The 26493-nt window shown below is 40.3% G+C and carries 30 protein-coding genes; 18 read left to right on the forward strand and 12 right to left on the reverse strand.

The annotated features are described in order from the left end of the window. Positions 1-129: 129 nt before the first annotated feature. On the reverse strand, positions 130-1395 hold the full coding sequence (gene rsmB, locus SP60_RS05475; RefSeq protein WP_053951666.1) for a 16S rRNA (cytosine(967)-C(5))-methyltransferase RsmB: 1266 nt from the start codon (positions 1393-1395) through the stop codon (positions 130-132). Further along, positions 1385-2104, reverse strand: coding sequence for a DsbC family protein (locus tag SP60_RS05480; protein WP_053951667.1), 720 nt, complete (start codon positions 2102-2104; stop codon positions 1385-1387). Before SP60_RS05480 ends, rsmB begins: the two co-directional genes overlap by 11 nt. Before the next feature lie 82 nt (positions 2105-2186). Here SP60_RS05480 and SP60_RS05485 point away from each other — a divergent pair, with 82 nt between their 5' ends. Beyond that, a complete protein-coding gene (locus tag SP60_RS05485; RefSeq protein ID WP_053951668.1) occupies positions 2187-3611 on the forward strand; it encodes a leucyl aminopeptidase in 1425 nt (474 codons plus the stop codon). Positions 3612-3620: 9 nt separating this feature from the next. Then, positions 3621-3932, forward strand: a complete 312-nt coding sequence (ppnP, locus tag SP60_RS05490) for a pyrimidine/purine nucleoside phosphorylase (RefSeq protein ID WP_053951669.1) — start codon at positions 3621-3623, stop codon at positions 3930-3932. Here the strand turns inward: ppnP and SP60_RS05495 are convergent. From SP60_RS05495 to SP60_RS05520, 6 genes are all read right to left on the reverse strand, one after another. Beyond that, entirely contained in the window at positions 3929-4873 is a 945-nt protein-coding gene (locus tag SP60_RS05495; RefSeq protein ID WP_053951670.1) for an MBL fold metallo-hydrolase, read from the reverse strand. The genes ppnP and SP60_RS05495 overlap by 4 nt on opposite strands. A gap of 63 nt (positions 4874-4936) precedes the next feature. Continuing rightward, entirely contained in the window at positions 4937-5557 is a 621-nt protein-coding gene (locus tag SP60_RS05500; protein ID WP_053951671.1) for a DUF302 domain-containing protein, read from the reverse strand. Positions 5558-5641: 84 nt separating this feature from the next. Beyond that, entirely contained in the window at positions 5642-6055 is a 414-nt protein-coding gene (locus tag SP60_RS05505; protein WP_053951672.1) for a CBS domain-containing protein, read from the reverse strand. Next, a complete protein-coding gene (locus SP60_RS05510; protein WP_053951673.1) occupies positions 6055-6405 on the reverse strand; it encodes a P-II family nitrogen regulator in 351 nt (116 codons plus the stop codon). Before SP60_RS05510 ends, SP60_RS05505 begins: the two co-directional genes overlap by 1 nt. 11 nt (positions 6406-6416) lie before the next feature. Next, the gene (locus tag SP60_RS05515; RefSeq protein ID WP_053952230.1) at positions 6417-7160 is read right to left on the reverse strand and encodes a DUF1538 domain-containing protein; all 744 of its coding nucleotides are present in this window, start codon (positions 7158-7160) and stop codon (positions 6417-6419) included. Further along, positions 7160-7891 carry a DUF1538 domain-containing protein gene (locus SP60_RS05520; RefSeq protein WP_053951674.1) on the reverse strand — a complete coding sequence of 244 codons (732 nt, stop codon included), beginning with the start codon at positions 7889-7891 and terminating at the stop codon, positions 7160-7162. Before SP60_RS05520 ends, SP60_RS05515 begins: the two co-directional genes overlap by 1 nt. 41 nt (positions 7892-7932) lie before the next feature. Here SP60_RS05520 and mltG point away from each other — a divergent pair, with 41 nt between their 5' ends. From mltG to SP60_RS05555, 6 genes are read left to right on the forward strand one after another with little or no spacing between them, the layout of a single operon-like run. After that, positions 7933-9723 (forward strand): endolytic transglycosylase MltG, encoded by a 1791-nt coding sequence (gene mltG / locus SP60_RS08400; protein WP_082319649.1) that lies wholly within the window; start codon positions 7933-7935, stop codon positions 9721-9723. Positions 9724-9728: 5 nt separating this feature from the next. Further along, entirely contained in the window at positions 9729-10346 is a 618-nt protein-coding gene (gene tmk, locus SP60_RS05535) for a dTMP kinase (RefSeq protein WP_053951675.1), read from the forward strand. Continuing rightward, on the forward strand, positions 10343-11356 hold the full coding sequence (locus SP60_RS05540) for a DNA polymerase III delta subunit-related protein (RefSeq protein WP_053951676.1): 1014 nt from the start codon (positions 10343-10345) through the stop codon (positions 11354-11356). Before tmk ends, SP60_RS05540 begins: the two co-directional genes overlap by 4 nt. An 8-nt stretch (positions 11357-11364) precedes the next feature. Continuing rightward, positions 11365-12648, forward strand: a complete 1284-nt coding sequence (hemL, locus tag SP60_RS05545; RefSeq protein WP_053951677.1) for a glutamate-1-semialdehyde 2,1-aminomutase — start codon at positions 11365-11367, stop codon at positions 12646-12648. Between the two features lie 6 nt (positions 12649-12654). Further along, the gene (locus tag SP60_RS05550) at positions 12655-13245 is read left to right on the forward strand and encodes an LOG family protein (RefSeq protein ID WP_053951678.1); all 591 of its coding nucleotides are present in this window, start codon (positions 12655-12657) and stop codon (positions 13243-13245) included. Positions 13246-13247: 2 nt separating this feature from the next. Next, positions 13248-13901, forward strand: coding sequence for a histidinol-phosphatase (locus SP60_RS05555; protein WP_053951679.1), 654 nt, complete (start codon positions 13248-13250; stop codon positions 13899-13901). Positions 13902-13972: 71 nt separating this feature from the next. On the opposite strand, the gene SP60_RS05560 is transcribed toward SP60_RS05555, so the two are convergent. Together SP60_RS05560 and SP60_RS05565 are read right to left on the reverse strand one after the other, a co-directional pair. Beyond that, positions 13973-14494 carry a DsrE/DsrF/DrsH-like family protein gene (locus tag SP60_RS05560; protein WP_053951680.1) on the reverse strand — a complete coding sequence of 174 codons (522 nt, stop codon included), beginning with the start codon at positions 14492-14494 and terminating at the stop codon, positions 13973-13975. A 28-nt stretch (positions 14495-14522) separates the two neighbouring features. Then, complete coding sequence (locus tag SP60_RS05565; RefSeq protein ID WP_053951681.1) at positions 14523-14747, reverse strand: sulfurtransferase TusA family protein; 225 nt, start codon at positions 14745-14747, stop codon at positions 14523-14525. Between the two features lie 108 nt (positions 14748-14855). Between SP60_RS05565 and SP60_RS05570 the strand changes: the two genes are divergently transcribed. Beyond that, complete coding sequence (locus SP60_RS05570) at positions 14856-16187, forward strand: M48 family metallopeptidase (RefSeq protein ID WP_053951682.1); 1332 nt, start codon at positions 14856-14858, stop codon at positions 16185-16187. Between the two features lie 6 nt (positions 16188-16193). On the opposite strand, the gene rpiA is transcribed toward SP60_RS05570, so the two are convergent. Continuing rightward, positions 16194-16853 carry a ribose-5-phosphate isomerase RpiA gene (rpiA, locus tag SP60_RS05575; protein ID WP_053951683.1) on the reverse strand — a complete coding sequence of 220 codons (660 nt, stop codon included), beginning with the start codon at positions 16851-16853 and terminating at the stop codon, positions 16194-16196. Between the two features lie 42 nt (positions 16854-16895). Here rpiA and rdgB point away from each other — a divergent pair, with 42 nt between their 5' ends. From rdgB to SP60_RS05610, 7 genes are all read left to right on the forward strand, one after another. After that, positions 16896-17483, forward strand: a complete 588-nt coding sequence (gene rdgB / locus SP60_RS05580) for an RdgB/HAM1 family non-canonical purine NTP pyrophosphatase (protein ID WP_053951684.1) — start codon at positions 16896-16898, stop codon at positions 17481-17483. 6 nt (positions 17484-17489) lie between these two features. Then, positions 17490-18596, forward strand: coding sequence for a radical SAM family heme chaperone HemW (hemW, locus tag SP60_RS05585; protein ID WP_053951685.1), 1107 nt, complete (start codon positions 17490-17492; stop codon positions 18594-18596). Further along, the gene (locus tag SP60_RS05590) at positions 18593-19000 is read left to right on the forward strand and encodes a c-type cytochrome (RefSeq protein ID WP_053951686.1); all 408 of its coding nucleotides are present in this window, start codon (positions 18593-18595) and stop codon (positions 18998-19000) included. The genes hemW and SP60_RS05590 overlap by 4 nt, the downstream gene beginning before the upstream one ends. 65 nt (positions 19001-19065) lie before the next feature. Next, positions 19066-19944: an acetylglutamate kinase gene (gene argB / locus SP60_RS05595; protein WP_053951687.1), complete on the forward strand. Its 879-nt coding sequence runs from the start codon at positions 19066-19068 to the stop codon at positions 19942-19944. Next, entirely contained in the window at positions 19937-20794 is an 858-nt protein-coding gene (locus tag SP60_RS05600; RefSeq protein WP_053951688.1) for a dihydroorotate dehydrogenase electron transfer subunit, read from the forward strand. The genes argB and SP60_RS05600 overlap by 8 nt, the downstream gene beginning before the upstream one ends. A 63-nt stretch (positions 20795-20857) precedes the next feature. Further along, on the forward strand, positions 20858-21496 hold the full coding sequence (locus tag SP60_RS05605; protein ID WP_269465019.1) for a YggS family pyridoxal phosphate-dependent enzyme: 639 nt from the start codon (positions 20858-20860) through the stop codon (positions 21494-21496). Between the two features lie 48 nt (positions 21497-21544). Further along, positions 21545-22030 (forward strand): asparaginase domain-containing protein, encoded by a 486-nt coding sequence (locus SP60_RS05610; RefSeq protein WP_053951690.1) that lies wholly within the window; start codon positions 21545-21547, stop codon positions 22028-22030. A gap of 29 nt (positions 22031-22059) precedes the next feature. On the opposite strand, the gene SP60_RS05615 is transcribed toward SP60_RS05610, so the two are convergent. Continuing rightward, positions 22060-22497 (reverse strand): c-type cytochrome, encoded by a 438-nt coding sequence (locus SP60_RS05615; RefSeq protein WP_053951691.1) that lies wholly within the window; start codon positions 22495-22497, stop codon positions 22060-22062. Between the two features lie 54 nt (positions 22498-22551). Between SP60_RS05615 and SP60_RS05620 the strand changes: the two genes are divergently transcribed. Then, the gene (locus SP60_RS05620) at positions 22552-25038 is read left to right on the forward strand and encodes a YhdP family protein (protein WP_053951692.1); all 2487 of its coding nucleotides are present in this window, start codon (positions 22552-22554) and stop codon (positions 25036-25038) included. Continuing rightward, positions 25035-26459, forward strand: a complete 1425-nt coding sequence (gene tldD / locus SP60_RS05625) for a metalloprotease TldD (RefSeq protein ID WP_053951693.1) — start codon at positions 25035-25037, stop codon at positions 26457-26459. The genes SP60_RS05620 and tldD overlap by 4 nt, the downstream gene beginning before the upstream one ends. Positions 26460-26493 lie beyond the last annotated feature (34 nt).

Consider the following 26493-nt stretch of genomic DNA (forward strand, 5'->3'; position numbering starts at 1 on the left):
CAACCCAATAAAAAAGGCGCTTTAAGCGCCTTTTTTATTGGGGTATTTTTTTTGACCAAGGTCTAATGTAAGAATAATCTTGCTGTTGCAATACTAAGTAGTATTTTTTTCATGATTCTCCCCCGAGAGTTATTCTACCTGCTTTTGTAGTTTTGCATAATAAAAGCCATCAAACTCATGAGTGGGTAGTTGTTGCCGGCCAATAGAAGTCTTGATTCCCCAGTCTAGATCGATTTTTATTTCGCTAGCATCATTTCGATCATTTAAAAAGTTGGCAATTTGAAACTCATTTTCTGCTTTTAAAACAGAGCAAGTGGCATATAGCAGAGTACCGCCAGGTTTTAGCATTTGCCAAAGGTTGTCTAATATTTGAGCTTGAAGCTTGACTAGATTAACAATATCTTTGGGCTTTCTTAAGAGTTTAATATCAGGATGTCTGCGGATAACCCCGGTGGCTGAACAAGGTGCATCTAGCAGGATTTTGTCAAACAATTCACCGTCCCACCAGTCTTGTTGTTGAGCATTGCCCTGGACGATATCAATACTGTTAATATCAAAGCGCTGAGCATTTTGTTTGACTCGTTCTAAGCGTTCTAAATCGCTATCAAGTGCGATAATTTTTGCTTTTGGCGCCAGCTCATGGAGATGAGTGGTTTTGCCACCTGGTGCGCTACAAGCATCAAGAATTATATCGGTATTTTTCGGCTCGAGAAGTGCTGCTGCTAGTTGGGCTGAAGCGTCTTGCACGTAGCATGATCCAGATTCAAAATCGGGTAAATCATAAACACTAACGGGTTTTTCAAGCACTAAGGCCTGAGGCGCAACACTTACAGTATCAGCATTAATGCCGCATTCAGCTAGCTCTTGTTGGTATTCAGCAAGTGTATATTTAGGATGAATGCGAATAGTCATCGGTGCTTGAGTGTTATTTTGGGTAAAAATTTGTTCAAAATTATCTGGGTAACTTTGTTTGATTTTTTTTACCATCCAAGTTGGGTGGGAATAATGCACTTGTTTTTTAAGCTGCTCTTGGTCGCGATCAATTTGTCTAAGTATGGCATTAACCAAGCCTTTAGCCCACGCTTTATCAAGCTCATTAAGCACATTTACAGTTTCGTAGATGCTGGCATGAATAGCGACTTTAGAATATAGAATTTGATAAGCACCTAAGAGCATTAAGCAATGAATATCCAAATCTTCTTTTTCCAAAGAATGATTAAGCAGGTCGGTTACTATGTCGTTCAGTTGGTGATAAAAACGAATGGTACCAAATACTAAGGATTTAGTTAGGGCGCTATCATCCTGATGATAAACAATAGAGGATAAAGAGCGTTTGTCTAAAACAACGGAGCAAATTACCTCTAGTGCGACTGATCGAGCGTGGCTAGTTTCCAAGAGTAGTTTGAATTTTTATTAATAGTTTATCAGCAGGCAAGTAGCCAGGTAGATGTGTGCCATCAGCTAAGAAGATAGCAGGTGTGCCAGTAACCCCCAGTTGCTGGGAGATTGCTAACTGACCAGCGACCGGATTTTCACAAGCAGGCGTGTTGGCAATTGTGCCATGATTGTTGTAATCATCCATAGCTTGGTTTCGATCCTTTGAGCACCAAATTTTTTGCATTTTTCCTTGAGCTTTAGGGTGTAGTGAGGCCAGTGGTGAAGCTAGATATTTTACGGTAATGCCTAGCGCATTCATCTGTTCCATATTGTTGTGCAGGCGTTTGCAAAATGGGCAATCGACATCAGTAAAAACATGAATTTGGTATTTTTCATCAGCTGCTGTATAGATAATCTTATCGCTTTCGTTAATTGTGCCGAGAAGTGCTAGTTTTAAATTTTTGACTTGATTACTTTTTCGAATTAGACTCCTGGTTGTGAGATCGACCACATCGCCTTGGATTAAATAGCGACCATCTTCAGAGATCAGCATTGAGTCAATTGGATTGTAAGTAATCACTTCATACACGCCTTTAAAAGGTGAGTGAGTAATATCTTTTTTGTCGATCTCACCAAAGAAGCGGCTTAAATGTTGAATAACCTCATCTTTTGTTGCAAATGCTGAGCCAGATAAGAGTGTGATAACTAAAAAAAGCGATTTAATCATGAGAAAAATATAAGGGAAAAATGAATAAATTTTACCTTTTTAGGTAGAATATCGGGATTATATTTTTTATTTAGGAAGTGACGTGGAATTTTCATTAATTAATACACCTGTACAAAAATTTGACGGTGATATGGTGGTGGTTTTTGCCAACTCAGAAGCTACTTTTGGTGATGCTAATATTCAGCAACTTATTGAATTAAATCATTTTGAATCAAAATCAGGATCAACGTTATTATTAAACTTGGTTCAGGGTTTTAAAGCTAAGCAAGTTCTAGTGTTAGGCTTAGGAGAATTACCAAATAATGCCAAGAATTATATCAAAGCATTAACAGCAGCAAGCAGCATACTAAGTTCAACCAAGGCTAAAAGTACGATGATTGAGCAGGTTAACATTGAAGGTTTTGATGAAAACTGGAGGCACAGAGTTTCTGCCAGAGTTTTAAAAGATGCAGAATACGAAATTCAACAGGTGGGCGCACAAGAGCAAGTGACCAGCTTGGAAAATATTGCCATTCAATCTACACAAACGGATGCGCAGGCAATGCTTCAGGGCGGCTCTATTGCGAGTGGTATGAAGCTCACGCGTCATCTAGGAGACCTACCCTCAAACATCTGTACGCCTACTTACTTGGCGCAGACAGCGCAAGATCTATCACAAGAATTTAATCTTGATTGCGAAGTATTAGATGAGGCTGAGATGTCAGTATTGGGTATGGGCTCTTTATTGTCCGTTTCTAAAGGTTCAATCGAACCCCCTAAATTGATTAGCCTGAGTTATAAAGGTGATGGCAATGCAAAGCCGATTGTGTTAGTGGGTAAGGGAGTGACTTTTGATAGTGGCGGCATTTCACTAAAACCGGGTGCTGGCATGGATGAGATGAAATATGACATGTGTGGTGCGGCTTCCGTATTAGGCACCATGCGTGCTATTGCAGAAATAAAGCCCAAGCTTAATTTAACCATTGTTGTGCCAGCGGTTGAAAACATGCCGGCACATAATGCTTCAAAACCTGGTGATGTAGTGACCAGTATGTCAGGACAAACGATTGAAATTTTAAATACCGATGCAGAAGGACGCTTAATTTTGTGTGATGCGCTTACTTATGTGGAGAAGTTTAATCCAGAAGTGGTGATTGATACCGCAACCTTGACGGGTGCAGTAATTGTCGCCTTGGGCAAGCATCATTGTGGCCTTATGGCGAACGATCAAGACTTGGCGAATGATTTAATTTCTGCTGGCCAGCAATCTTTGGATACGGCGTGGCAGCTGCCACTTGATGATGAATACGATGAACTGCTTAAATCGAATTTTGCCGATATGGGTAATATTGGCGGACGTGAAGCGGGTACAGTAACAGCAGCCTGTTTCTTAGCAAGATACACCAAAGATTATCGTTGGGCTCATTTAGATATTGCGGGCACAGCTTGGGTTAGTGGTGCTAAGAAGGGCGCGACAGGCAGACCCGTACCTTTATTGACCCAATATATTTTAGATCAAGCCAAATAAGGAAAAGATATGTCAAGTTTTGAAAATGTAGAAGTTGTTAAAGCGGCCAATATTTATTTTGATGGCAAGGTAACGTCACGTGTTGTGGTATTTGCAGATGGCTCAAAAAAGACCCTAGGAATCATGATGCCGGGTGATTATGAGTTTGGTACTGATGATAACGAGCTGATGGAAATTCAAGCAGGCGAGATGGATGTATTATTACCTGGTGAGAGTGATTGGCAAGCTTTTGCGCAAGGCTCGTCTTTTGAGGTGCCTAAAAATTCAAACTTTAAGCTCAAGGTTAAAGAGGTGACAGATTACTGTTGCTCTTACTTTTAGGCTGTTTTATCTAGCCAAACACCCAGACCCTGGGCGCAAATTTCTAAATCCCCTTTAAAGAGCTTAATTTGCTGGGATTCATCAAGTGTGACGCCGTGTTTGCTGGCAATTTCTAGTAAATAATCAAGCAAAGCCTTTTTAATCACCTGGTGACGATTAGGCTGATCTGCTGATTTTTTAGCAATTTTAACAAAGCCATTGATGTGCTGTATGAGCATATCAGCTGATTTTTTGGTAAATTCTATTTGGTTGAAATGGGTTAAATAAGCCATTTTTGGTTGCAACGTCATGAGGTGATTAACGGTATTAATCCAGGCTTCAGGGTCAAATTGTACGGGTGTTGTAGGCGGGAAAATTAATACACCTTGTTCAGTGTCAAATTCACGATAACTCACACCTAGCGTGTCACCCGAAAAAATACCTTGTGATAGTTCGTCCCAAATACACAGATGGTGCCTGGCGTGTCCAGGCGTGTCAATAAATTTTAATAGTCTTCCACCCAGATCAAGGCTATCACCATCTTTGGCAATGATGACTTTATCAGCTGCAATAGGAATCAAATCACCTAAAAATTGTTTGAAAAATAGCTCTCCATACACACCAATGACACCGGCACGCAGTTTTGAGGGGTCAATTAAATGTTGTGCACCGCGCTCATGAACATATACCTTGGCATTGGGTAGGTGTCTAATTAGCTCACCTGCACCACCCGCATGATCTAGGTGAATGTGGGTGAGGATAATACAGTCAACTGTATCAGTGCTGATATTTTTTTCTTTAAGGGTTGCGAGTAGTGCCGGTACTGATAAGTGACAGCCAGTATCGACAAATGCAGCTCGACCATTGTGCTCAATTAAATAGGCCGCCACAAAATCTTGGCGCATATGCTCAGTATCAATACAAGTGATATTGAAGTCGAGTTGGTGATAAATAGGTTTCATAAGCTTATTTTAGAGCAAAAAAAACCGCCCAATTGGGCGGTTTTTAACTGATTCAACTACAGCTTAGAAGTCTCCTTCTGCGCCACCATCTTGAATCGCTGTAATGACACGCTTAACCTCTAATGCTTTTTCAAGTAAGTAGTCTGGTAATGGTGCACCACCGTAAATCATAGCGTTCATGTCTAATGTGTACAACCATCTCTGGCCTTCTTTATCTTCAATAAGTGCTAAACGACAAGGCAAGTAAGCTGAGAACGCATCTGAATGATCAACCATAGTCATTGCGGTACGTGGAGAGCAATATTGGTAGATTTTTAAGAAACGCTGCTTTTCACCTGTTTGCAATTCAACCATTTCAGATAATGGTAGCATGCCAACTGAGCGAATTCCTTCAGCCGTTGCGATACTTTCCATTGCCTCTTCAACATCGCTGTTTGACACATCGTCAGCCACTTTAACACGCACAATAGAAGCCATGGTGATATCGCCTGTATCTAATAATGTATTAGTCATTGGCATATATACCTTAGACATAGAATCTGGGTGCAGCTTTGGTGAAACCATTTCGCTAATAACTTTGCCAGTTACGCCATCGTACTTCATTTGTAGTGACACACCGTAATAAACAGCAATGGCGCCAATAACAATTAACACCCATTTAACCAAACTAATAATTCCACCCATTCTTATCTCCTTTTTGTATTTTTAAGTTTAATATGAATTACAGATTTTAGCACTATCGTTAACCATAATGGTGAAAATATATCATTATGCAATTCTTAGCCCGTTAAAAACAATACTGGTTAAGCTGATAACGCCAACTACTTTGCCATTGTCTAGTACAGGACACCTGGATAAATTAAAATGAGTAAGTAGTTCAGCGCAGTAGCGAATATCCATATCAGGATGAACCGACATGGCTGGCTTATTCATAATTTCGTAGATATTGACTCGGTCAAGTGCACGATCTTTAGCAATAACTTTTGAAGCAATATCTGCAATTAAAACAACGCCATATTCATCATGGTCATGTGATTTTTCTACTAAAAGCACTTTTGTTTTTTTGTATTTCATGTCAGCAAGCGCTTGTTCTACAGTAGTTTTTCCATCAACAATATCAACCTGTGGCCACATGACATCTTTGACAAAAGTAGGTGTTTTTCTTTGTGTATTAGTACTCATTATATTTTCTCCTCTACGGTGTGTTCTAGTGCTTGAATTTGATGCATAACACCCATGGCGTCTTCTACATCTATTTGGAAAGCGATACCCTCTTGTGAATTTTCCTCAAAACTACCTGCTTGAGCAATACTTTCTAAGATTTCTCTTGCTAAGTGCTGTTCTACAAGTAAGAGTAATACATCTCTAGGGGTTTCCAAGCTTAATCCTAAAAATGTTTTGGTGTGCTCAAGACCTTCTCCTCGAGCTTGAGAGATGATGGTGGATCCTGTGGCGCCTTTTTCTCTAGCAGCCTCAAGAATTTTGTCGGTTTTGTCGCTATCAACAAAAGCGATAATCAATTTAAAATGCATAATGCCTCCTGTTATTGATTGGGTTTGTCATGGTTGGAAAGATGAATAATTTGTACATAAGCCAGTACACTCATAATGGGAAAGAGTGAAGCGAAGGCAATCAAGCCAAAGCCGTCTGTGAGTGGATTTCGCCCATCAATAGCACTGGAAAGGCCGAGTCCTAAAGCGGCAATAATGGGTACGGTTACAATGGAGGTGGTTACCCCACCTGCATCATAAGCGAGTGCAACAATACTTTTGGGCGAAAAATAAGTTTGAATCAGGACTAATATATAGCCACTAATAATAAAATAATGCAGGGGTAATCCGGTCACAATTCTAAAGCTTCCCAGTGCAATACCAATCGCCACGCCAATCGCCACTGTAATTCGTAACGCCTTAACTTTGATAAAACCACCCGATACCTGGTTAGCTTTAATTGCTACCGCTAATAGTGAAGGCTCAGCAATGGTGGTGGCAAAGCCAATACACCCTGCAAAAATATAAACCCAATAATAGCCGTACCAATCTAGCGGGTTGCTGACTAAATCGCTTGATGTAAGCTGTTTTGCCATGATTTTCCCGAGTGGGAATAGGGCTTTTTCAAGGCCAATGATTAAAAAAGTAAGGCCTAGCCAAACTAAGATAAACCCAACAATAATGCGTTTTAAATGTGGGATTTTTTGCTTAAGTATGCCTACTTGGAAAATAAACAAAATAGCGATAATGGGTACAACCGCCCAAAACGTTTCAACAAAATGGTGTGTGAATGACATCATTGAAAAATACCAAATATCATAATTGCGACAATGGGCAGTAATGAGGCGATGGCAATCATACCAAAGCCGTCAATAAGAGGGTTTCTAGCACGAATACTGCTACTAAGTCCAACGCCCAATGCGGTTAACAAAGGGACGGTAATTGGCCCCGTGGTCACACCACCTGCATCATAAGCAATGCCAATAATAAAGTCAGGTGCCAACAGTGTACCCACCATAACTAACAGATAGCCGCCGATAATCAAATATTGAATGGCCCAGCCTTTAAGGATTTTAATCACACCAATCACCACTGAAATCCCAACTGCAATGGCTACAGTGTAACGCAGGGTTTGAGCATACTGATTCAGCTCAGCATCTGAAGTAATAATACCGCCAAATTGGGCTACTTTCGCCGCTTCATTGGCCATCACAATGAGATCAGGCTCGGCAATTGTAGCGCCAAATCCTAGTGCAAAAGAAAAGACAAGTAGCCAGGCAATAGAGCCTTTTTTTACAAAAGAGAAGGCTAAGACTTCGCCAATGGGAAACAAGCCCAGCTTTAATCCATGCATAAACAGAGTAAGGCCAATCAGTACAAAACCCGTACCTATGACAATATTGTCCATATTGGGGATGGATTGTTGCAATACCACAATCTGAAAAAAAGCGATAACTAACACAATTGGCGCTAAATCTTTGGAACTGTCGACTAGATTTTTAGCAAATTGATAAAGTGTTTTCTTCATAAGTGTTCTTTTATAGGTGCACTGAATTATAATACTTGCTCATGAGTCATATCATCTTAATTAATGGAAAAAAACAAACCAAATTGAGTGTGTTTAATCGCTTAGTTCAGTTTGGCGATGGTTTGTTTGAAACCTGTTTAATAGTCGATCAAAAATTACTTTTGGCTGAGGCGCACTTTCAGCGATTAGAAAAGGGCGCAAAACGCTTAAAAATAGCGCCAGTGTCGCGTTCAATCTGGATTAAGGAAATTTCCAGAGCGGTCGTTATGGCTAAGTTAGATCGAGCCGTGGTTAAAATTATACTCTCTCGTGGTGAAACCTCTAGGGGTTATGGATATGATAAATCCATCACTCCAACACGCATCATCATCGTCTCCAAAGTGCCTGATTTGCCAAACGACTACAGCTTAAGTTTGTGTGATAGTGGCTACGCAACCAATCAGCTATTATCTGAAATTAAGCACTGCAATCGTTTGGAACAAATTCTGGCACGCACGCACCTTAAAACCCAAGAGTGCATTATGCTTGACCCACAGGCACAAGTCATTTCCGCTACTCAAGGTAATATCTTTGCCTTTAAAAATGGTGTCCTATTAACACCTGGGTTGAGTGAGTGCGGCATTGAAGGCACAAGAAGGCAAATGATTATTGAGTTGGCTAGAGGGCTCGGAATATCGGTAGAGATTTGTCGTTTGAGTGTGGCAGAGTTGCTAGCCTGTGATGAGATATTTATCAGTAATAGTGTCATGGGAATTAAACCGGTTAGACAGATTAATGAGCAAAAATATTCACAGCATCAATTGACCACTCAATTGCAAAATACTTTAAATGAATATTTACTGAAGCGTGAAAATTTCACTTTATTAAAGCCAAAAAAAAGCTCTTTAAAAGGTTGGTTGGTGCTAGCTTTGGGTCTGTTTGTGGCTTGGTCGCTGTGGGCAAATAAAATCAACACAGTTGAGTCGACGGTTTATCAAGTGCCACAAGGGGCAACTATTTATTCAACAGCTGACAGTCTCAAGCGCCACGGTTTGGTCAATTCGGCTCAGTTTGTGGTGTGGGCTGCAAAAGCGCTTGGCGTAGGCAATTCGCTAAAATCGGGCTATTATGATGTGGGTACAAACACCAGTGTTTTAAGTCTACTTGATGATTTTTCCAACGCTCGTGTTGCCACTCGAACAGTAACTTTAGTTGAAGGCCAAACTGTGCAAGAATATTATCAGTTGCTCAGTCAATCTCCTAGTCTAGCCTCATCACGTTCTTTTGCACAAGTTTTGCAACAATCTGGTGCTAAAGCACCGTATGACGGTAAATTTTGGCCAGATACTTATCGGGTTAATTATGCAGATAGCGTACTGAGTGTATTTAACAGGTCACATGTATTATTACAAGAAAAGCTATCCGAAGCTTGGAAAAATAGAGCAAAAGACCTGCCTTTGGAAAATGCCAATCAAGCATTGGTATTAGCCTCGTTGATTGAAAGAGAAACGGCAAACAATGCTGAAAAATCTCAAATTTCTGGCGTGTTTATCAATCGTTTGAAAAAAAATATGCGCCTGCAAACCGACCCAACGGTTGTATATGCTTTGGGTGATGCTTATCAAGGGAAGCTGAGTAAGCAAGATTTATGGTTTAAAAGCCCGTACAATACTTATCGACACAAAGGCTTGCCACCGGGTCCAATTGGCTCAGTTGGCCAAGAATCTTTAAATGCAGCCATGCATCCTTTACAAACTGATGATGTGTATTTTGTGGCCAAAAAAGACGGTACTCACGCCTTTGCAAAAACTTACAAACAACATCTTCTTAATATCAAGAAGTATCTAAAATAAAACCTATGAAAACAGGAAAATTTATCACTATTGATGGCGTTGAAGGTGCAGGAAAAAGCACCCAAATAAAATTTATTTGTGACTATTTGCAGACCAAAGGTATTAACGTTATTTTAACGAGAGAGCCAGGCGGTACTGACTTAGGCGAAAAAATTCGCGAGCTCTTACTTAGCACTCAAACCCAATCAATGCACAATGATAGCGAACTACTTTTGATGTTTGCTGCTAGAAATGAGCACATTCATCACAAAATTATGCCGGCACTTGAGCGTGGGAACTGGGTATTGAGTGATCGTTTTACTGACGCTTCATATGCTTATCAAGGTGGTGGTCGTGGGCTTGATATTGAGCGTATAGAGCAATTAGAACATTGGGTGTTGGGAGATTTTGCACCCGATATGACTTTATTGTTAGATATACCGGTAGAGCAAGGTATGTCTCGTGTTGAATCTAGAGGTGAAAAAGACCGCATTGAGCTTGAAAAAATGGATTTTTTCCAACGCGTAAGACAGGCTTATATTGATAGATCTAAAAAATATCCTAATCGAATCAAACTGATTGACTCTTCAAAAGAGCGTGAACATACCTCGCAACAAATACAACAAATTTTAGACAGCTTATGAATCTTCCTTGGCACGATCAAGCTTTGTCAAAATTACAAAAGATGATTGATCAAAATCATCTGCCACATGCTTTGTTAATTACCGGTAGTGAAAAAATCGGGAAATTTGAATTAATGCAGCAGTTGGTAGGTATTTTGCTTGATAATGATGAAATCATCAGGCGCGATAATATTCGCGAAGAGCTTGACCATCCGGTGTTAATTAGGCGCTCGAACTACACCAATATGATTTATTGTCGAGCGGGTGAAATTAATGAAAAAACCAAAAATCGCTCCAAGGATATTCTCATAGATCAGGTTCGTGCTTTTTGTGAAGCGCTCAATAAAACCGCAGATCAATTGCAAATTGGTGTTATTTTTTATGGCGATCAGATGAATGTCAATGCAGCAAATAGTTTGCTAAAAACCTTAGAAGAGCCACGAGAAAACACCCTTATTATTATTTTAACGCACAATATTCAAAACCTGCCAGCTACGGTTATTTCTCGCTGTCAAAATATCCATATTGCACCGAGTTATAGTGAGACAACTCAAACATGGCTTCGTGCACAACTTAGCGACACTCAAAATGCAGATTTTGATGTCAAGCAACTGCTTGAAAATACCCATGGAGTACCATTTAAGGTGCTTAGTGAGCTTACAGATGGCGGTTTTATTGCGTATCAAGAATATCAAAACCAATTGCTTAATATTGCTACACATCCGCTAAATATTAATCAAACACAGTGTTTTGAAGGTAGGGAATTAGAGGTGTTACGCTGTTTACAAAATTTAATTATTGAAGCCATTAAGCTTAAAACCACACAGCAAGAAGGCGGTTTGATAGAGCTTAATCAGCTGGTAGAGCGGGTCAAAGCAGATTTTTTATTTCAGTTATTGAATGATGTTTCTCACGCCATTCGTTTGTCAGAAACTAGTGTCAACCTTAAATTATTATTGGATAATATCTTAATTGTGTGGTCACACATTACCCATTTAAAGCAGTATCCGCAAATAAGCGCAAATTATTAGGAGCAAATATGAGTCAATCAGATATTTTATTCGAACAAGCAAAGCAAGTTATTCCAGGCGGGGTTAATTCACCCGTTCGTGCCTTTAATGGTGTGGGTGGCAATCCTATATTTTTCACTCGTGGTGAGGGGGCTTATTTATTCGATGCAGATGACAAAAAATATATCGACTATGTGGCTTCTTGGGGTCCAATGATTCTTGGTCATGCTAATCAAGCGGTTATTTCTGCAGTTAAAAAGACCTTGGAAAATGGGTTGGGTTTTGGTGCACCCACGCAAATTGAAACCACTCTGGCTGAAAAAGTTTGTGAGCTTGTACCTTCAATTGAGATGGTACGTATGGTTAGTTCTGGCACCGAGGCGACCATGAGCGCTATTCGCTTAGCACGCGGACACACGGGCAGAGATAAAATTGTTAAATTTGAGGGGTGTTACCACGGACATTCTGATTCGCTATTAGTTAAGGCAGGATCAGGCGCACTTACCTTGGGCGTGCCAACATCACCTGGTGTACCGGCTGATTTTGCCAAGCATACGCTCACCCTTGAATACAATAATATTGAGCAAGTACGCGAAACTTTGAGTGAGGTGGGCGATGAAGTGGCTTGTATTATTGTTGAGCCAGTTGCTGGTAATATGAACTGCATCCCCCCTGTGGAAGGGTTTTTACAGGGCTTACGTGAGGTATGCGATGAGCACGGTATTATTCTTATTTTTGACGAGGTAATGACAGGGTTTCGTGTGGCATTAGGGGGTGCGCAGGCATTTTATGGGGTAACACCCGATCTAACCACTTTAGGAAAAGTTATTGGTGGCGGATTACCAGTCGGCGCTTTTGGCGGTAAGTATGAAATTATGTCATCCATTGCGCCACTCGGGCCTGTATATCAAGCAGGTACATTGTCGGGCAACCCTATGTCAATGTCGGCGGGCCTCGCTATGCTCAATGCTTTATCAGCTGATAAAGATTTTTATCAAACATTGGGTGCTAAAGTGCAAAAACTAACTGATGGCATATTGGCTAAAGCTAAAGAAAATAACATTGGCATGACGGCAAATGTTGTTGGCGGAATGTTCGGCTTGTTTTTTACAGATTCAACAACGGTCACTAACTTTCATGAAACTTCAGAGTGTGATGTAGATAAATTTAAGAAATTTTATCATTTGATGCTAGAGGAGGGTGTTTATATGGCGCCTTCGGCTTATGAAGCGGGGTTTGTTTCTAGTAGTCATACTGACAAAGATATTGAAGATACCATTGACGCCGCTGGACGTGCATTCGCTCAGCTCTAAAATTTTATGAATATTGAGGCTGTTGAGTCAGAGCTAAAGCATGCTGCAACAGTACTGGGCCAGTTTACCTGTAATATTAGTATTTTTGGCTCGGCTCGAATTTCTGACGACAGTGATCTAGCAAAAACCGCTTACCAATTAGGTAGGCAGTTATCCGATCAAGGTTTTAATGTTTTAACGGGTGCAGGTCCTGGCATTATGAAGGCGGCTAATAAGGGTGCTTTTGAAGGTGCATCTAGCAGTATCGGTTTAAATATCAAGTTGCCGAAAGAGCAAAGCCCCAATTCCTATTTAAACCAGTGCTTAATGTTTGAACATTTTTTTACTCGTAAAGTTGCTTTAATTAAATATGCCAATGCTTGTGTGTTTTTCCCTGGTGGTCTTGGTACGGTTGACGAGCTAATGGAAGTACTCACCTTGTTGCAAACTAGAAAAGGCAGAAAAATTAAAATATTCTTATTGAGTGAGGCATTTTGGCGACCGTTAATTAACTGGTTAGAAACACTTGAACAGTCTCAATATATCAGCAAGTCTGATTTGGAATTATTTTGTATTGTTGATGATATCGACAATATTATCAAACAAATTAAGGAGTAATTATGGCGTTAGCTATTTTTGATCTAGATAAAACTTTAATTAACGGAGACAGTGATTTTCTCTGGGGTGAGTTTATGAGCGAGATAGGGGCGGTGGATGCAGATACTTATCAAGCAAAAAATCAATATTTTTTTGATCAATACGCGCTTGGAAAACTAGATATTAATGAATATCTGGAGTTTTGTTTAGAGCCATTATCACAGCACGATATGCCCACCCTTAATGCCTGGCATCAGCGCTTTATGCAGGACAAAATTAACGATATTTTACTCCCTAAAGCGCAAGCAGTAGTTGATGAGCATAGGGCCAAAGGCGACACACTCCTAGTTATTACTGCTACTAATAGCTTTGTAACTGCACCGATTGTTGAGCGCTACGGCATTGAAAATCTTTTGGCCACCAATCCTGAAGTTAAAGATAATCAGTTCACCGGCAAGGTGCTGGGCGAGCCTTGTTTTCAACAAGGGAAAATTATTCATTTAAAACAATGGCTTGAGCAAACAGGTGAAAGCATAAAAGGCGCTTATTTTTATTCTGACTCTCATAACGATCTGCCTATGCTTGAGTTGGTCGACCACCCTGTGATTGTGCATGGCGATGATACTTTGCAGAAAATAGCCAAACAGCGAGACTGGCCGAGTCTAGATTGGCACTAGTCAGTCATTAGTATTTAGACAATAAAAAACCGCCCGAAGGCGGTTTTTTATTACAGGTAGTTTTAAGAAAACTACATATAAAGGTGGTGGTCACCACTTGAAGCTTCATCAAAGTACATGGCAGCGCCAGCAAACTCAACACCATCGATAAAGTCTTCTTTATCAAAGCCGAATAGCTCTACTGTCATTTCACAAGCGATAAACTTAACGTCAAATTCTTGACACATAGAGCGCAGCTCTTCAATCTTGGCAACGCCGTGCTTAGCCATGGTTTTTTTCATTAACCAAGTAACCAAAGCTTCTGTGCCAGGAATGTTCCATAAAATATTTGGGATTTTAGGGCCAAAATCAATTTTTTGTAACCACTTAGGACCAAAAGGCATTTTCATTGGCATACCAGGGTTGGCAACCGGAGAAACCTTTAGCTTAGAAGTGTCTTTTAGTAAAAGATTTAAACCGTAAAAAGTAAAGAAAATAGTTACTTCCTTATCCATGGCAACACCCGTAGAGGCAATAATGAATGGGGGAAATGCCCAGTCAAAAGTACCTTTAGTGGCGATAATAGTCATCTTATTGTTATCTTTATCTGACATAGTTATTCTCCTCTGAAGCGATTATGAATTATACTTTTTCAATGGTGAAGATGTACTTGCCGCCATCTTCAGTTGTAGAAACTAATTTATTGCCCGTCTGATTACAAAAAGCTTCAATGTCTTTTACTGAACCAGCATCGGTAGAAATTACGTCTAAGATCTTACCAGTATCCATTTTTGATAATGCTTTCTTAGTTTTTAAAATTGGTAATGGGCAGTTTAAGCCTGATGCATCTAAAGTTTCGTCAGCCATTGTGGACTCCTTTTTTTGTTTTTTAAATAGTGAAATTAATCTTGTTTTTTTTAAACAAGTCCGTCTATTTTAGTCGCACGGCGTGTAAGAGTCAAATATAATGGAGTCATGATAAAGATTATTGTTGGTTTTTTGTATTTAACGGCGAGTGCTTATGCGCTAGATTTGCCTAAGGCAAACCTATCCGAATCACTCCAAGAGCAGAAACAGGGTAATGAATTTTTGCAAATTATTTGGAATACTGACAGGGTTGTTGCGGATGTTGAAACTCAAGCCTACTTAAAAAAAATTGGCAGAGAGATGAGTATTTATAGTGAAGACCCGAGTAAGCATGTTGATTTTTTAATGCTTAATGATGGCAGTATCAATGCATTTGCCGGCCCTTATGGGTATATTGGTGTGCATACTGGCCTGCTGCTAAGTTCGGAGACAGAGTCGGAGTTGGCGGGTGTTTTAGCTCATGAGTTGTCACATATTACCCAAAACCACCTAAAGCGTTTTAGTGAAAAAACCGACAAACAAACCTATCTTATGGTGGCAGGTATGCTGGCTGCTGCCTTGGTTGATAATTCTAATGCTTCTCAGGCAATTGCCGCTTCAACGGTGGCAGGAGCAGCGCAACAAAATATCAACTTTACTCGAGAGCATGAGTGGGAGGCTGATAGAATTGGCACGAGCATGCTAAGCAAATCTGGCTTTGATCCAAGTGGTATGGCGCATTTTTTTGAAAAACTCAAAGACGATGTCAATGCACAAGAATTTTTGCGCTCGCACCCACTGAGTATTAATCGAGTCTCTGATGCTATGCAGCGCTCTAGCCGACTAACGGGTGACTATCGAAAAGATTCGTTTGAGTATAAAAGTATTAAAGCCAAGCTGTATTACCACCAACACAAGCGTATTAATCTTGAAAAAGATCCAAGCTTAACGCTATATATGCAGGCCTATCAAGCGTTAGACGAGCAAAAATACGCGTCTGCTGAGCGCTATGTTGTTCAACTTTTAGAGCAAAATAAAGACGCACCAAGCCATATTTTAGCTGGCAGAATTTATGCTAAATTGGGGCAGTTAGAAGTGTCACAACAATATTTTTCAAAGGTTTTAGACCGTGAGTCGGGCGTGTATTATGCAGCTAAGGCTTATTTAGATAATCAGCAAACCCAGCAAGGTATTTTACTTTTAAGGCGCTATTTAAAGCAAAATTCAGGCACCTATCAGTCGCACAAGTTACTGTCTTCTTTATATGTGGGTGTAGGGAGTTTAGATCGAGCCCATATTCACAATGCCAAAGCGCTAGCTATTCAGGGCAAATTAGAGCAAGCGATAGATCGTTATGAGCGGGCTAAAACAACGACTCGCTCTCAAGACTTGTTTGATATTATTAGTGTTGAAATCGAACGCTTGGAAAAACGCATCGATCTTTATAAAGAGCTGCCTTAAAGGTTTTTAAGCACTAACAACTTTAACGCCATTTGGCGTACCTAATAATAAAACATTAGCACCACGATTAGCAAATAAGCCATTTGTGACCACGCCAACAATACCGTCTAGTTTTGTTTCTAAGGCTTTGGCATCCGTAATTTTTAAACCTTGAATGTCTAAAATGTGATTGCCATTATCCGTGGTAAAGTCTCTTAGAATAGCTTGCCCGCCAATATCTTTTTCAATGATGCGTTTAACATAGTTGGCCGCCATTGGAATCACTTCAACAGGCAGTGGGAACTCACCCATAACGCCCACTAATTTTGACTCATCTGCAATACACACAAAGCTATCGGCTACAGCCGCTACAATTTTTTCACGAGTTAGTGCGCCACCGCCACCTTTAATAAGATTTAGACCATCATCAGATTCATCTGCACCATCAATATAAACAGAAATTGATTCAACTTCGTTTAAATCAAATACTTTAATGCCATGACTTTCTAGGCGCTCCGCTGTAGCCACCGAGCTAGCAACAGCACCAATGATATCGTCTTTCATTGTTGCTAAGGCATCAATGAAAAAATTAGCAGTAGAGCCGGTGCCCACGCCTATAATAGTATTTTTTACAACGTATTTAAGCGCTGCTTGCGCCACGTCGAATTTCATTTCGTCTTGAGTCATAATGTGCTCCATAAATTCTAAATATCTAATTAATTATACACGATGAAAAAAATCATTCTCGCCAGCAATAACAGCGGAAAAATACGTGAATTCAACACCATGCTTGCCGGTATGTATGAGGTAGTTTCTATGCATGAAATGCAGGTTGAAGAAGTACCAGAAACCAGCCTAACCTTTGTTGAAAACGCCCTAATTAAAGCTCGCAATGCCAGCGCGCAATCAGGCTTGCCTGCACTCGCTGATGATTCGGGCATTGTGGTGGATGCTTTAGAGGGTGCGCCTGGTATTTATTCGGCGCGTTTCGCGGGTAATCATGGTGACGATGAAGCGAATACACAAAAGCTTCTTGATGAAATGGCACAAGTGCCTGATGCTCAGCGTAGCGCGCGTTTTTGGTGTGCGATTGTATTTGTTGAGCATGCAAATGACCCAACCCCAATTATTATTCAGAGAGGTTGGGAGGGTGAAATTTTGCGAGAAAAATCAGGTAATAATGGCTTTGGTTATGATCCAATTTTTTATGTGCCAACGCATAAAAAATCTTCAGCAGAGCTTTCTGCGGAGCAAAAAAATACCATTTCGCATCGAGGTAAGGCGTTGCAGGCGTTACTAGCAGAGTTAAAAAAATAAATCTAAATGCTAGAATTGCCACCACTATCGCTTTATATTCACTATCCATGGTGTGTTAAAAAGTGTCCCTATTGCGATTTCAACTCCCATGAAGGCGAGGATAGAGATGGGTATATTTCGGCATTATTAGCAGATCTTGATAATGATTTATCATACGTACAAGGCCGGTCTATTCATTCGATATTTATTGGCGGCGGCACGCCAAGTTTAATGACCGAACAGGACTTATCACAGTTGTTTAACGGCTTGAAATCTCGTTTGATTTTTGACGATAATATTGAAATCACACTTGAGACAAACCCAGGCACGTTTGAGATTGAAAAATTTAAAGCCTTTAAAGAAATAGGCATTAATCGCTTATCCGTTGGTGTCCAGTCTTTTAATGATAAATATCTAAAATCCCTAGGCCGCATTCATAATGCACAAGAAGCAGGCAAGGCCTGCACCCAAGCAGCAAAGATTTTTGATAATTTCAATATTGATTTAATGTATGGATTGCAAGGGCAATCTACTAATGAATGTCTGGCTGATTTAAACCAGGCAATTAAGCTTAATCCTACGCATATTTCTTTTTATCAACTCACGATTGAGCCTAATACTTTGTTTGCAAAATTCCCACCCACACTACCACAAGAGGATGATATTTACACTATGGGTGAGCAGGGCGTAAAACTCCTAGAGCAGCATGGATACACTAGATATGAAGTATCAGCCTTTGGCAAAAAAGCCTCAAAGCATAATATCAATTATTGGGAATTTGGTGATTACCTCGGCATTGGTGCTGGTGCGCATGGCAAAATTACACTCGCCAAAGATAGCTCAATGATTAGAACACTTAAATCAAAAGCGCCCAAAGAGTACATTCAAAATCGCAAAAAAACCACCGAATTAATTGAAAACCCAGCCTTTGAATTTATGCTCAATGCGCTCAGATTAAAACAGGGGTTTGACAAGTCTTTATTTTCTAATAGAACTGGAAAGTCTTTAAGCTCGATTCATGATAAACTGAATAAAGCCAAGGACTTAGAGCTATTAAAACAGCGTGGATCAAAACTTATACCCACTCAAAAAGGCTTTAATTTTTTAAACGATTTACAGGCATTATTTCTATGAAATTTTTAATACTATTCGCTAGTGCATTATTGCTAACAGGATGCTTTGACAATGACGATGCGCCAGCTCAAAATACAAGCAGTGCTCAATTAGGGAAAGCTACATTTGAAAAAAACTGTGCCACTTGTCATGGCAAACAGGGGCAAGGGCTTGTTAAAGATTGGAAAAAAAGACAGGCTGATGGCAAATTTCCCGCGCCACCGGTCAATGGGGCGGCGCACGCTTGGCACCATTCTCCAAAAGCACTATTGAATACGATTAACAATGGCGGTATTAAACTAGGTGGCTGGATGCCTGGCTTTAAAGATCAGTTAAACGAGGCTGAAAAACAAGCAGTTTTGGATTATATTTACAGCCTTTGGCCAGAAGACATTCAGCAAAAATACAGTTCAAGATTTAAATAGTTAGATTTTTAGAGTGTTAAAGGTTGGTAAAATAGCCATTTAATTACTTTCTACATTTATTTGACATGTCAGATACTACACACAATATTGCCAGCGTTCTAACTGAAAGCTTGCCATATATTCAAAAATTTCAAGGCAAAACCATCGTTATCAAATATGGTGGCAATGCTATGGTCGATGAAAAGCTAAAATCAAGCTTTGCACGTGATATTGTTTTGATGAAATCAGTTGGCATGAACCCTATTGTGGTGCATGGTGGCGGGCCTCAAATTGGCAAAACGCTAGAAAAAATCGGCAAACAAAGTGAGTTTGTTGGCGGTATGCGAGTAACGGATTCTGAGACCATGGACGTCGTAGAAATGGTACTCGGTGGCCTGGTAAACAAGGAAATTGTTAATCTGATTCATCAGCACGGCGGACACTCTATTGGATTAACGGGTAAAGATGGTAGCCTAATTTCAGCTAAAAAATTACAACATAACATTGCCCCAACTTCAGAGATTATTGACTTAGGCCATGTGGGCGAAGTTGATAAAATCGACACCTCAGTGATTGAGCTTTTGTTAAAGGGTGATTTCATCCCAGTTATTGCACCGATCGGTGTTGGCGAAGATGGTTTTTCATACAACATTAATGCAGATTTGGTCGCAGGCTCTATTGCTGAAGCCCTAAATGCGGAGAAGCTAATCTTGCTGACCAATACCTCAGGTTTGCTAGACGGTAAAGGCGAGTTATTAACGGGACTAGATGCTAAGATGGTTGATAGCTTAATCACCGATGGTACGATTCATGGCGGTATGTTGCCAAAAATTGGTTGCGCTTTATCAGCGGTTAAAAGCGGGGTTAAATCCACACATATTATTGACGGCCGTGTGCCTCACGCTGTGCTTTTAGAAATCTTTACCGACAACGGCGTTGGTACACTAATTACCTGCAATGAGTAAAAATAATCGTAACACCATTAAAGTTGTAGACTGCCAAGTGTTGGCGCATTATCAATTTGAAGGCGATCAATATATTTTGACGCTGTCTTCTGAGACTATTGCCAATGAAACCAAGCCAGGTCAATTTGTGCATATTACTGTGTCAGATGCATTGCCAATGAGGCGTCCAATTTCAATTATGTCGGTTGATAAAGAAAATGCCACATTTGATTTATTGTACAAAGTCGTGGGCAAAGGCACCAAGCAACTCTCTGAGCGCAAAATTGGCGAAACACTCAGCGTTATCGGCCCGATTGGCAATGGTTTTACCATGACTGACAAAAAACGCCCACTGTTAATTGGTGGCGGTGTTGGCATGCCACCTATGGTTGCTATTGCGCAGAATATTAAAGACAGCGATTATCAACCATTTGCTATTTTAGGCTCTGAAGTGCCGTTTCCTTTCGATGCGCAAGTGGCGAATGATGGCAAAGATTATCAAGGCGCAACACACACCATGCCTGAGTTAGAAGAGTGGGGGGTGGCGTGTCGATTAGCCAGTTTGCAAGATTATGAGGGTGTGTTTAAAGGCTACGTAACTGATTTAGCACGTGTGTATTTAGACAGCTTATCAGCTGACGAGCTTGCTCAAGTTGAAGTTTATTCTTGTGGCCCACATCCAATGCTTGAAGCAGTTGCAAAGCTAGCCAAAGAGTACAATTTGCCATGCCAAGTGTCTTTAGAAGAAAACATGGCATGTGCGGTGGGCGGTTGTGCAGGCTGTGTGGTTGAAGTGCAAACCGACAACGGCCCAGCTATGAAGCGCGTATGTGTTGACGGCCCAGTATTTGACGCAACAACAGTCTTTTAGCTTCTCCTTTTTTCCATCCTGACCACGTTGGATTTAAAAAAATATTCGCTAAAACCAATGTCTATGATTGCTGAAAATTTAAAAAATGTTCAAAACCGTATCAATGCTGTTGATACAAAAAAACAAGTAACCCTTATTGCGGTTAGTAAAACCAAACCAGCTTCAGACCTGCAGCAAGCGATTGACGCAGGGCAGCTGCATTTTGGTGAAAATTATCTGCAAGAAGCGCTGGATAAAATTGAAGCTCTAAAAGGTCAGAATCTTATTTGGCATTTTATCGGCCCGATTCAATCCAACAAAACTAAGCAAATTGCCGAAAATTTTAGCTGGGTACACAGTGTTGATCGCCTTAAAATCGCCAAACGACTCAATGATCAACGTCCGGAAAATCTAGAAAAACTCAATGTACTCTTGCAAGTTAATATTGACAATGAACCGACTAAATCAGGCGTATTAATTGACGAAATTGATGAAATCATTCCCCATTTTGAAAATTTCCAAAATATTTCTCTTAGAGGGTTTATGTGCATACCCAACCCTGATAATTCACAGCAAAGTTTTGCTAAAATGGCCAAAATACTGCAAAAAAACCCCGATTTAGACGTTTTAAGCATGGGAATGAGTGCTGATCTCGAGTTAGCCATTGAAAATGGCGCTACTTTTGTACGAATTGGTAGTGATATCTTTGGAAAAAGAGCTTAAACTTGCTCATTCGTAAAATTCCCGAAATTTTTGAATATAATAAATACTATGAAAATTAAAGTTTTAATCACCGGCGGCACGATTGACAAAACCTATAAAGAGTTAGCCGGCGAATTGTCATTCACCGAGACTCATATGGTGGATATGCTAAATCGTGGGCGCTCAATGGCGGATACCTTGTCTGAGGTGTTGTTTTTAAAAGACTCTCTGGAGATGGTGGATTCGGATCGAGCTTTTATTTTGGATAAATGCCAAGCATGTGACGAGCAGCATATTCTCATTACTCACGGCACTGACACCATGGTGGAAACAGCCAGCTATTTGGCTAAATCGCTTAAGGATAAAACCGTGGTTTTGTTTGGCTCAATGATTCCGTATTCGGTTAATAATTCTGACGCATTGTTTAATTTAGGCATGGCATTAAGTGCTGTGCAACTTAAGCCAAGTGGTGTGCATATTGCCATGAATGGCAAAGTATTTGATTTTGACAAAGTCCAGAAAGACAAAAGCCTAGGAATCTTTATAGACGCCTAGGCTTTTTGTTGATTAAATAAAAGTGCTTTTTATTTAATCATGTGTTCAATGGCTGCTTTTAGCTCATCATCAGAACAATCCATACAAGTACCTTTTGGTGGCATAGCGCCTGTACCCGTAATAGCCACTTTAACTAAATCGGCAATGCCGCGTTTAACTCTTGGCGCCCAATCAGCTTTATTGCCAAATTTAGGTGCACTTAAAACACCAACTGCGTGACATGATGCACAAACTGAAGTATAGACTTCTTCACCGCTTCGAGCTTTTGCAGCAGTTTTAACCGGTGCTTTAATAGCGTTAACGTCAATATCACCCTCTAGGTAAACTTGGCCGAGTGGCTTGATACGCTCCGCAACAGTTAAGTTGTCGTTATAGCCAACGTGAACAAGATTGCTAAAGAATGTTTTTGTGCCAAAAATAATGGCAAAAATAACGATGATAGCTGCAACTGAGTTTTTAAAGTACATGGTGATTTCCTTGTTTAGTAAGTTATAATTCTCAAAGAGCAGAATTATATCAGAATGATTAAGAGAACACTATCAAATGGCGTTAAAGTATTAAAAGTGAGCACTTGGATAAGTGCCGTTTTTTCTGTTTTACTGATCTTAGTCGTTGGCTTTTTTGTGGTTTTTCCAAACTTTATAAAAGCGCCAATTGAGTCTGAATTGAGCGAAATAACTGGGCTTGAGGTAGTGGTGTCATCGGTAAATTTTGAGCTTGATTCAGGCGGAATCACCCTTAATGTTGATGAGTTAACATTCAAACGCCCAACTTCTGAACAAATGCTAGCCCAAATTCAAGGGCTGCATTGGCGCATTCAATTAGCCAACTTTTTTGAAGATGTGTATCGACCAAATCGAGTAGGCATTGATACGCTAATATTAAATACTAGTCAGCAAGCCGATAGTGCTGATTTTTCACTGGAAGGCTTGAAGCGTTCATTGTCATTAGAAACGCTTGAAATTGTTAGCTTTTTTGAGTCGCTAACCATTGCAAAAACACGCATTGAGGGTGAACAAACATTTGAAATTGCCTCTTTAGATATTGGTCGTAATGAGCAGCAGTTACTCTTGCGTATTACTGATCAAGAAATTAATCAACAGCTATTTGATCTTACACTGGCATTGTCTGTGGAGCAGTTGGATCGTGATGGTTTTTTAACCCTGCCTATGGTGATGAAAAATGAGGAGTTTTCCTTACTTTCAAATCTTAAAATCTATCATCAGAATGCGCAGGATTATCTTGAATTTTCAGGATTTATTGACCAAGTTCAAGCTGCAGATCTTGATAAATATTTGCCAGCAGCTTTGATTGGAGAGTCGACCAATCAGTGGATGGCGCGTGGGTTTAAATCTGGCATGTTGCAAGATGTTAAGCTTCATGCGCTTAAAAATATCTCGCAAAATTTGCCCGTAGAGGCTAATCTATCAGCACATTTAACTGATTCAGAGTTGATTTTTAATGCCGATTGGCAAGCGCTTAAGCATTTGAACGCTGATATTAATACTGACGGCAAGGCGATTAATGTCTTGGTGAATAGTACAACGTTATACGATTTGCCACTAACTAATATCGCGCTGGCCATGGAAGATATGAGTCAAGCCAATTTGGATGTATCGATAGTTGGCAATATTCAGACTGATAGCAAGGACTTGACTGATTTTTTAGCGCAAGCGCCATTAGGCAATACGGTACATAACGTGATTGAGCAATTTAGCTTGACGGGCGGGCTAACTGGCGAGCTTGATTTGATTATTCCACTGGATAATCGAACGTCAACTCTAGATATTGATTTAAGCATTAAAGATAATCAGTTGACAACTTTAGAAGGCGCTGTGGTGATTGAAAACTACAACTCAGATATTGCTTTTCACGATGACCAAATCAGTAGCAATGGCATGGGCACAATTCGCGGCATACCTTTTGATATTCGGATTAATCCTCATAATAGGCAAGACGACAAAGATGCGTCCTTTGCGGTAGAGCTGGTGAATAATGAGAATGATTTCGAGTTGTATATTACCCAGCGCCTAGATCAATCTTGGCGCGCGCGCGTGGAGTCTGACACGCTGAAAACCAATATAGAAATTGGCCTAACGAATGACTTGCCAAGTGTGCGAATTTTGGGTCTGCAGGCTACCACTTTTGACAGTCTAAAAGGTGATTGGCATATTGAGCCTAAAGATTTACCTAGTATGTATCTTAGTGCTCATGGTGTGTTTATTGATGAGCAAATTGTGCCAAATTTTAGTGCGAAGCTAGAGTCAAATAATAATGTCCTCGAGATTAGCGACTTGGCACTTGAGGGTGTTGGCGTTGGCCAACAAGATTTGCGTTTTAATGGTGCTTGGGTGGCGGGTAAAACAGCGCTTATTGCCAAAGCAAAAGGCGATGCTTTGAGCGAATTTTTAGAAAAAATGAATATTGATGAAAAGGTCAATGGCGGTCAGTTTGATTTTGACATACGCCTATTTTGTGATTGTGCACCGTGGAATATGAATCTAAAGCAAATTAGCGGTATTGCTAATATGAATATTCGCCATGGCGTGTTTACTAATCAAGATCCTAATATTGGTCGAATTTTATCGTTGCTGAATATTAGGTCTGCTGCTAGACGTTTAAAGCTGGATGTAAAAGATTTAACTGACAAGGGTTTTGCTTATGACAATATCGATGCGCAAATAACCCTGCAAGCCGCAATTGCTAAAATTGACAATTTTAAATTAAGTGCCAGCGCTAGTGATATCACCCTGTCTGGACAGAGTGACATTGTTGAGCAGTTGTATGATGTTGAGGCGAAAGTGATCCCGGCGTTTGGCGACGCCGTACCTGCGGCGACGTATTTAGCAGGTGGTGGTTTGATTGGACTAGGGGTTTGGCTGGTAGATGAAAGCTTATTTGAGGGCAAGTTAATTAACAAGATTGTGGATAAGGTAGTTGAATTTAAATATAAAATTACCGGTCCATGGAGCGAACCCACTATTGAAAATATATCAAGTATTTTATGATCGAACAATTACTAGATGATCACCATCTAAATCAAGAAAAAATTTATTCACTATTATCGTCATTGTCAGACAAAACACCTGATTATGCAGATTTGTATTTCCAGTATTCGGTGGCTGAATCGTGGTTTTTGGAAGAAAGTATTGTTAAATCAGGCACTTATAATATCAGCCATGGTGTGGGTGCACGCTCGGTGAATGGCGAGCAAACAGGTTTTGCTTATTCAGATGATTTGAATATAGGGGCGATTGAAAAAGCTATTGATTTTGCCAAAGGTATTAGTGATAGTCATTCACCCGTGCAAATGCAAGCCTTTCAATCAGTACCTGAAATTGCTAAATATAGCGGTCTTAATCCACTAGGTAGTTTGAACTCTCAAGAAAAAGTTGATTTTTTAAATCGTATTGATGCGCTAGCTAGAAAAGAGCCAAAAGTAAAGCAAGTTAGCGCTTCTATTTCTGGGGCTTATTCTGAGGTACTGATTGCCTCAAGTGATGGTGTGTATCAGAAAGATTATCGCCCTATGGTTCGAGTCAGTGTCAGTGTTATTGTTGAGCATGATGGGCGCATTGAATCTGCCTCAAGTGGCGGCGGCGGTCGCTATGATTATCGTTATTTTATTGATCATAATTTAGATGAGATTTATGTGGCTGAAGCTATTAGACAAGCGTTAGTAGCTCTAGAGTCTAAGGGCGCACCAGCTGGTAAATTGCCTGTTATTTTAGGCCCTGGATGGCCAGGTGTTTTGTTGCACGAAGCAATTGGACATGGCCTGGAAGGCGATTTTAATCGCAAAGGCTCTTCAGTGTTTACAGATAGAATTGGCGAGCAAGTGGCCAGTTCAAAATGTAGTATTGTTGATAATGGCACATTGGCCAATCGACGCGGTAGTCTCACTATTGATGATGAGGGTACGCCTACTCAAAACACCACACTGATTGAAAATGGCATTCTTAAAGGTTATTTGTTTGACAAAATGAATGCCAAGCTTATGGGGGTTGAGTCAACCGGCAATGGTAGGCGCGAATCTTATGCGCATATGCCAATGCCAAGAATGACTAACACTTATATGCTTAATGGAGCTGACAATCTTGATGATATGATCGCCTCGGTTGATGAGGGTATTTATGCGCTGAATTTTGATGGCGGTCAGGTCGATATCACCTCAGGTAAATTTGTCTTTAGTGCTAATGAAGCGTACTTAATTAAAAATGGCAAAATCTCTCACCCCATTAAAGGGGCGACATTAATTGGCTCTGGCGATGAGGTGTTAAAGAAAATCTCGATGGTGGCAAATGACTTAAAGTTAGATGGCGGTATTGGTATTTGTGGCAAAGATGGACAATCAGTGCCAGTGGGCGTGGGTCAGCCTAGCCTTAAAATTGACGAGCTAACCGTTGGTGGGACGCAGTTAAATCCATAGAATTTACCCTTGAATGTATTTGTCGTTATCTATA

Source organism: Candidatus Thioglobus autotrophicus, assembly GCF_001293165.1.
In the GTDB taxonomy this organism is placed as follows: domain Bacteria; phylum Pseudomonadota; class Gammaproteobacteria; order PS1; family Pseudothioglobaceae; genus Thioglobus_A; species Thioglobus_A autotrophicus.

Coding starts and splice junctions, on each gene's coding strand:
- rdgB (WP_053951684.1), top strand. CDS start 16,896: ATGAAAAAAATCATTCTCGCCAGCAATAACAGCGGAAAAATACGTGAA.
- tmk (WP_053951675.1), top strand. CDS start 9,729: ATGAAAACAGGAAAATTTATCACTATTGATGGCGTTGAAGGTGCAGGA.
- SP60_RS05570 (WP_053951682.1), top strand. CDS start 14,856: ATGATAAAGATTATTGTTGGTTTTTTGTATTTAACGGCGAGTGCTTAT.
- SP60_RS05615 (WP_053951691.1), bottom strand. CDS start 22,497: ATGTACTTTAAAAACTCAGTTGCAGCTATCATCGTTATTTTTGCCATT.
- SP60_RS05590 (WP_053951686.1), top strand. CDS start 18,593: ATGAAATTTTTAATACTATTCGCTAGTGCATTATTGCTAACAGGATGC.
- SP60_RS05560 (WP_053951680.1), bottom strand. CDS start 14,494: ATGTCAGATAAAGATAACAATAAGATGACTATTATCGCCACTAAAGGT.
- SP60_RS05555 (WP_053951679.1), top strand. CDS start 13,248: ATGGCGTTAGCTATTTTTGATCTAGATAAAACTTTAATTAACGGAGAC.
- hemW (WP_053951685.1), top strand. CDS start 17,490: ATGCTAGAATTGCCACCACTATCGCTTTATATTCACTATCCATGGTGT.
- SP60_RS05495 (WP_053951670.1), bottom strand. CDS start 4,873: ATGAAACCTATTTATCACCAACTCGACTTCAATATCACTTGTATTGAT.
- SP60_RS05520 (WP_053951674.1), bottom strand. CDS start 7,891: ATGAAGAAAACACTTTATCAATTTGCTAAAAATCTAGTCGACAGTTCC.
- SP60_RS05620 (WP_053951692.1), top strand. CDS start 22,552: ATGATTAAGAGAACACTATCAAATGGCGTTAAAGTATTAAAAGTGAGC.
- SP60_RS05565 (WP_053951681.1), bottom strand. CDS start 14,747: ATGGCTGACGAAACTTTAGATGCATCAGGCTTAAACTGCCCATTACCA.
- mltG (WP_082319649.1), top strand. CDS start 7,933: ATGAGTCATATCATCTTAATTAATGGAAAAAAACAAACCAAATTGAGT.
- argB (WP_053951687.1), top strand. CDS start 19,066: ATGTCAGATACTACACACAATATTGCCAGCGTTCTAACTGAAAGCTTG.
- SP60_RS05610 (WP_053951690.1), top strand. CDS start 21,545: ATGAAAATTAAAGTTTTAATCACCGGCGGCACGATTGACAAAACCTAT.
- SP60_RS05480 (WP_053951667.1), bottom strand. CDS start 2,104: ATGATTAAATCGCTTTTTTTAGTTATCACACTCTTATCTGGCTCAGCA.
- SP60_RS05510 (WP_053951673.1), bottom strand. CDS start 6,405: ATGCATTTTAAATTGATTATCGCTTTTGTTGATAGCGACAAAACCGAC.
- SP60_RS05540 (WP_053951676.1), top strand. CDS start 10,343: ATGAATCTTCCTTGGCACGATCAAGCTTTGTCAAAATTACAAAAGATG.
- SP60_RS05605 (WP_269465019.1), top strand. CDS start 20,858: ATGATTGCTGAAAATTTAAAAAATGTTCAAAACCGTATCAATGCTGTT.
- SP60_RS05600 (WP_053951688.1), top strand. CDS start 19,937: ATGAGTAAAAATAATCGTAACACCATTAAAGTTGTAGACTGCCAAGTG.
- rpiA (WP_053951683.1), bottom strand. CDS start 16,853: ATGACTCAAGACGAAATGAAATTCGACGTGGCGCAAGCAGCGCTTAAA.
- SP60_RS05500 (WP_053951671.1), bottom strand. CDS start 5,557: ATGGGTGGAATTATTAGTTTGGTTAAATGGGTGTTAATTGTTATTGGC.
- tldD (WP_053951693.1), top strand. CDS start 25,035: ATGATCGAACAATTACTAGATGATCACCATCTAAATCAAGAAAAAATT.
- ppnP (WP_053951669.1), top strand. CDS start 3,621: ATGTCAAGTTTTGAAAATGTAGAAGTTGTTAAAGCGGCCAATATTTAT.
- SP60_RS05505 (WP_053951672.1), bottom strand. CDS start 6,055: ATGAGTACTAATACACAAAGAAAAACACCTACTTTTGTCAAAGATGTC.
- SP60_RS05515 (WP_053952230.1), bottom strand. CDS start 7,160: ATGTCATTCACACACCATTTTGTTGAAACGTTTTGGGCGGTTGTACCC.
- hemL (WP_053951677.1), top strand. CDS start 11,365: ATGAGTCAATCAGATATTTTATTCGAACAAGCAAAGCAAGTTATTCCA.
- SP60_RS05550 (WP_053951678.1), top strand. CDS start 12,655: ATGAATATTGAGGCTGTTGAGTCAGAGCTAAAGCATGCTGCAACAGTA.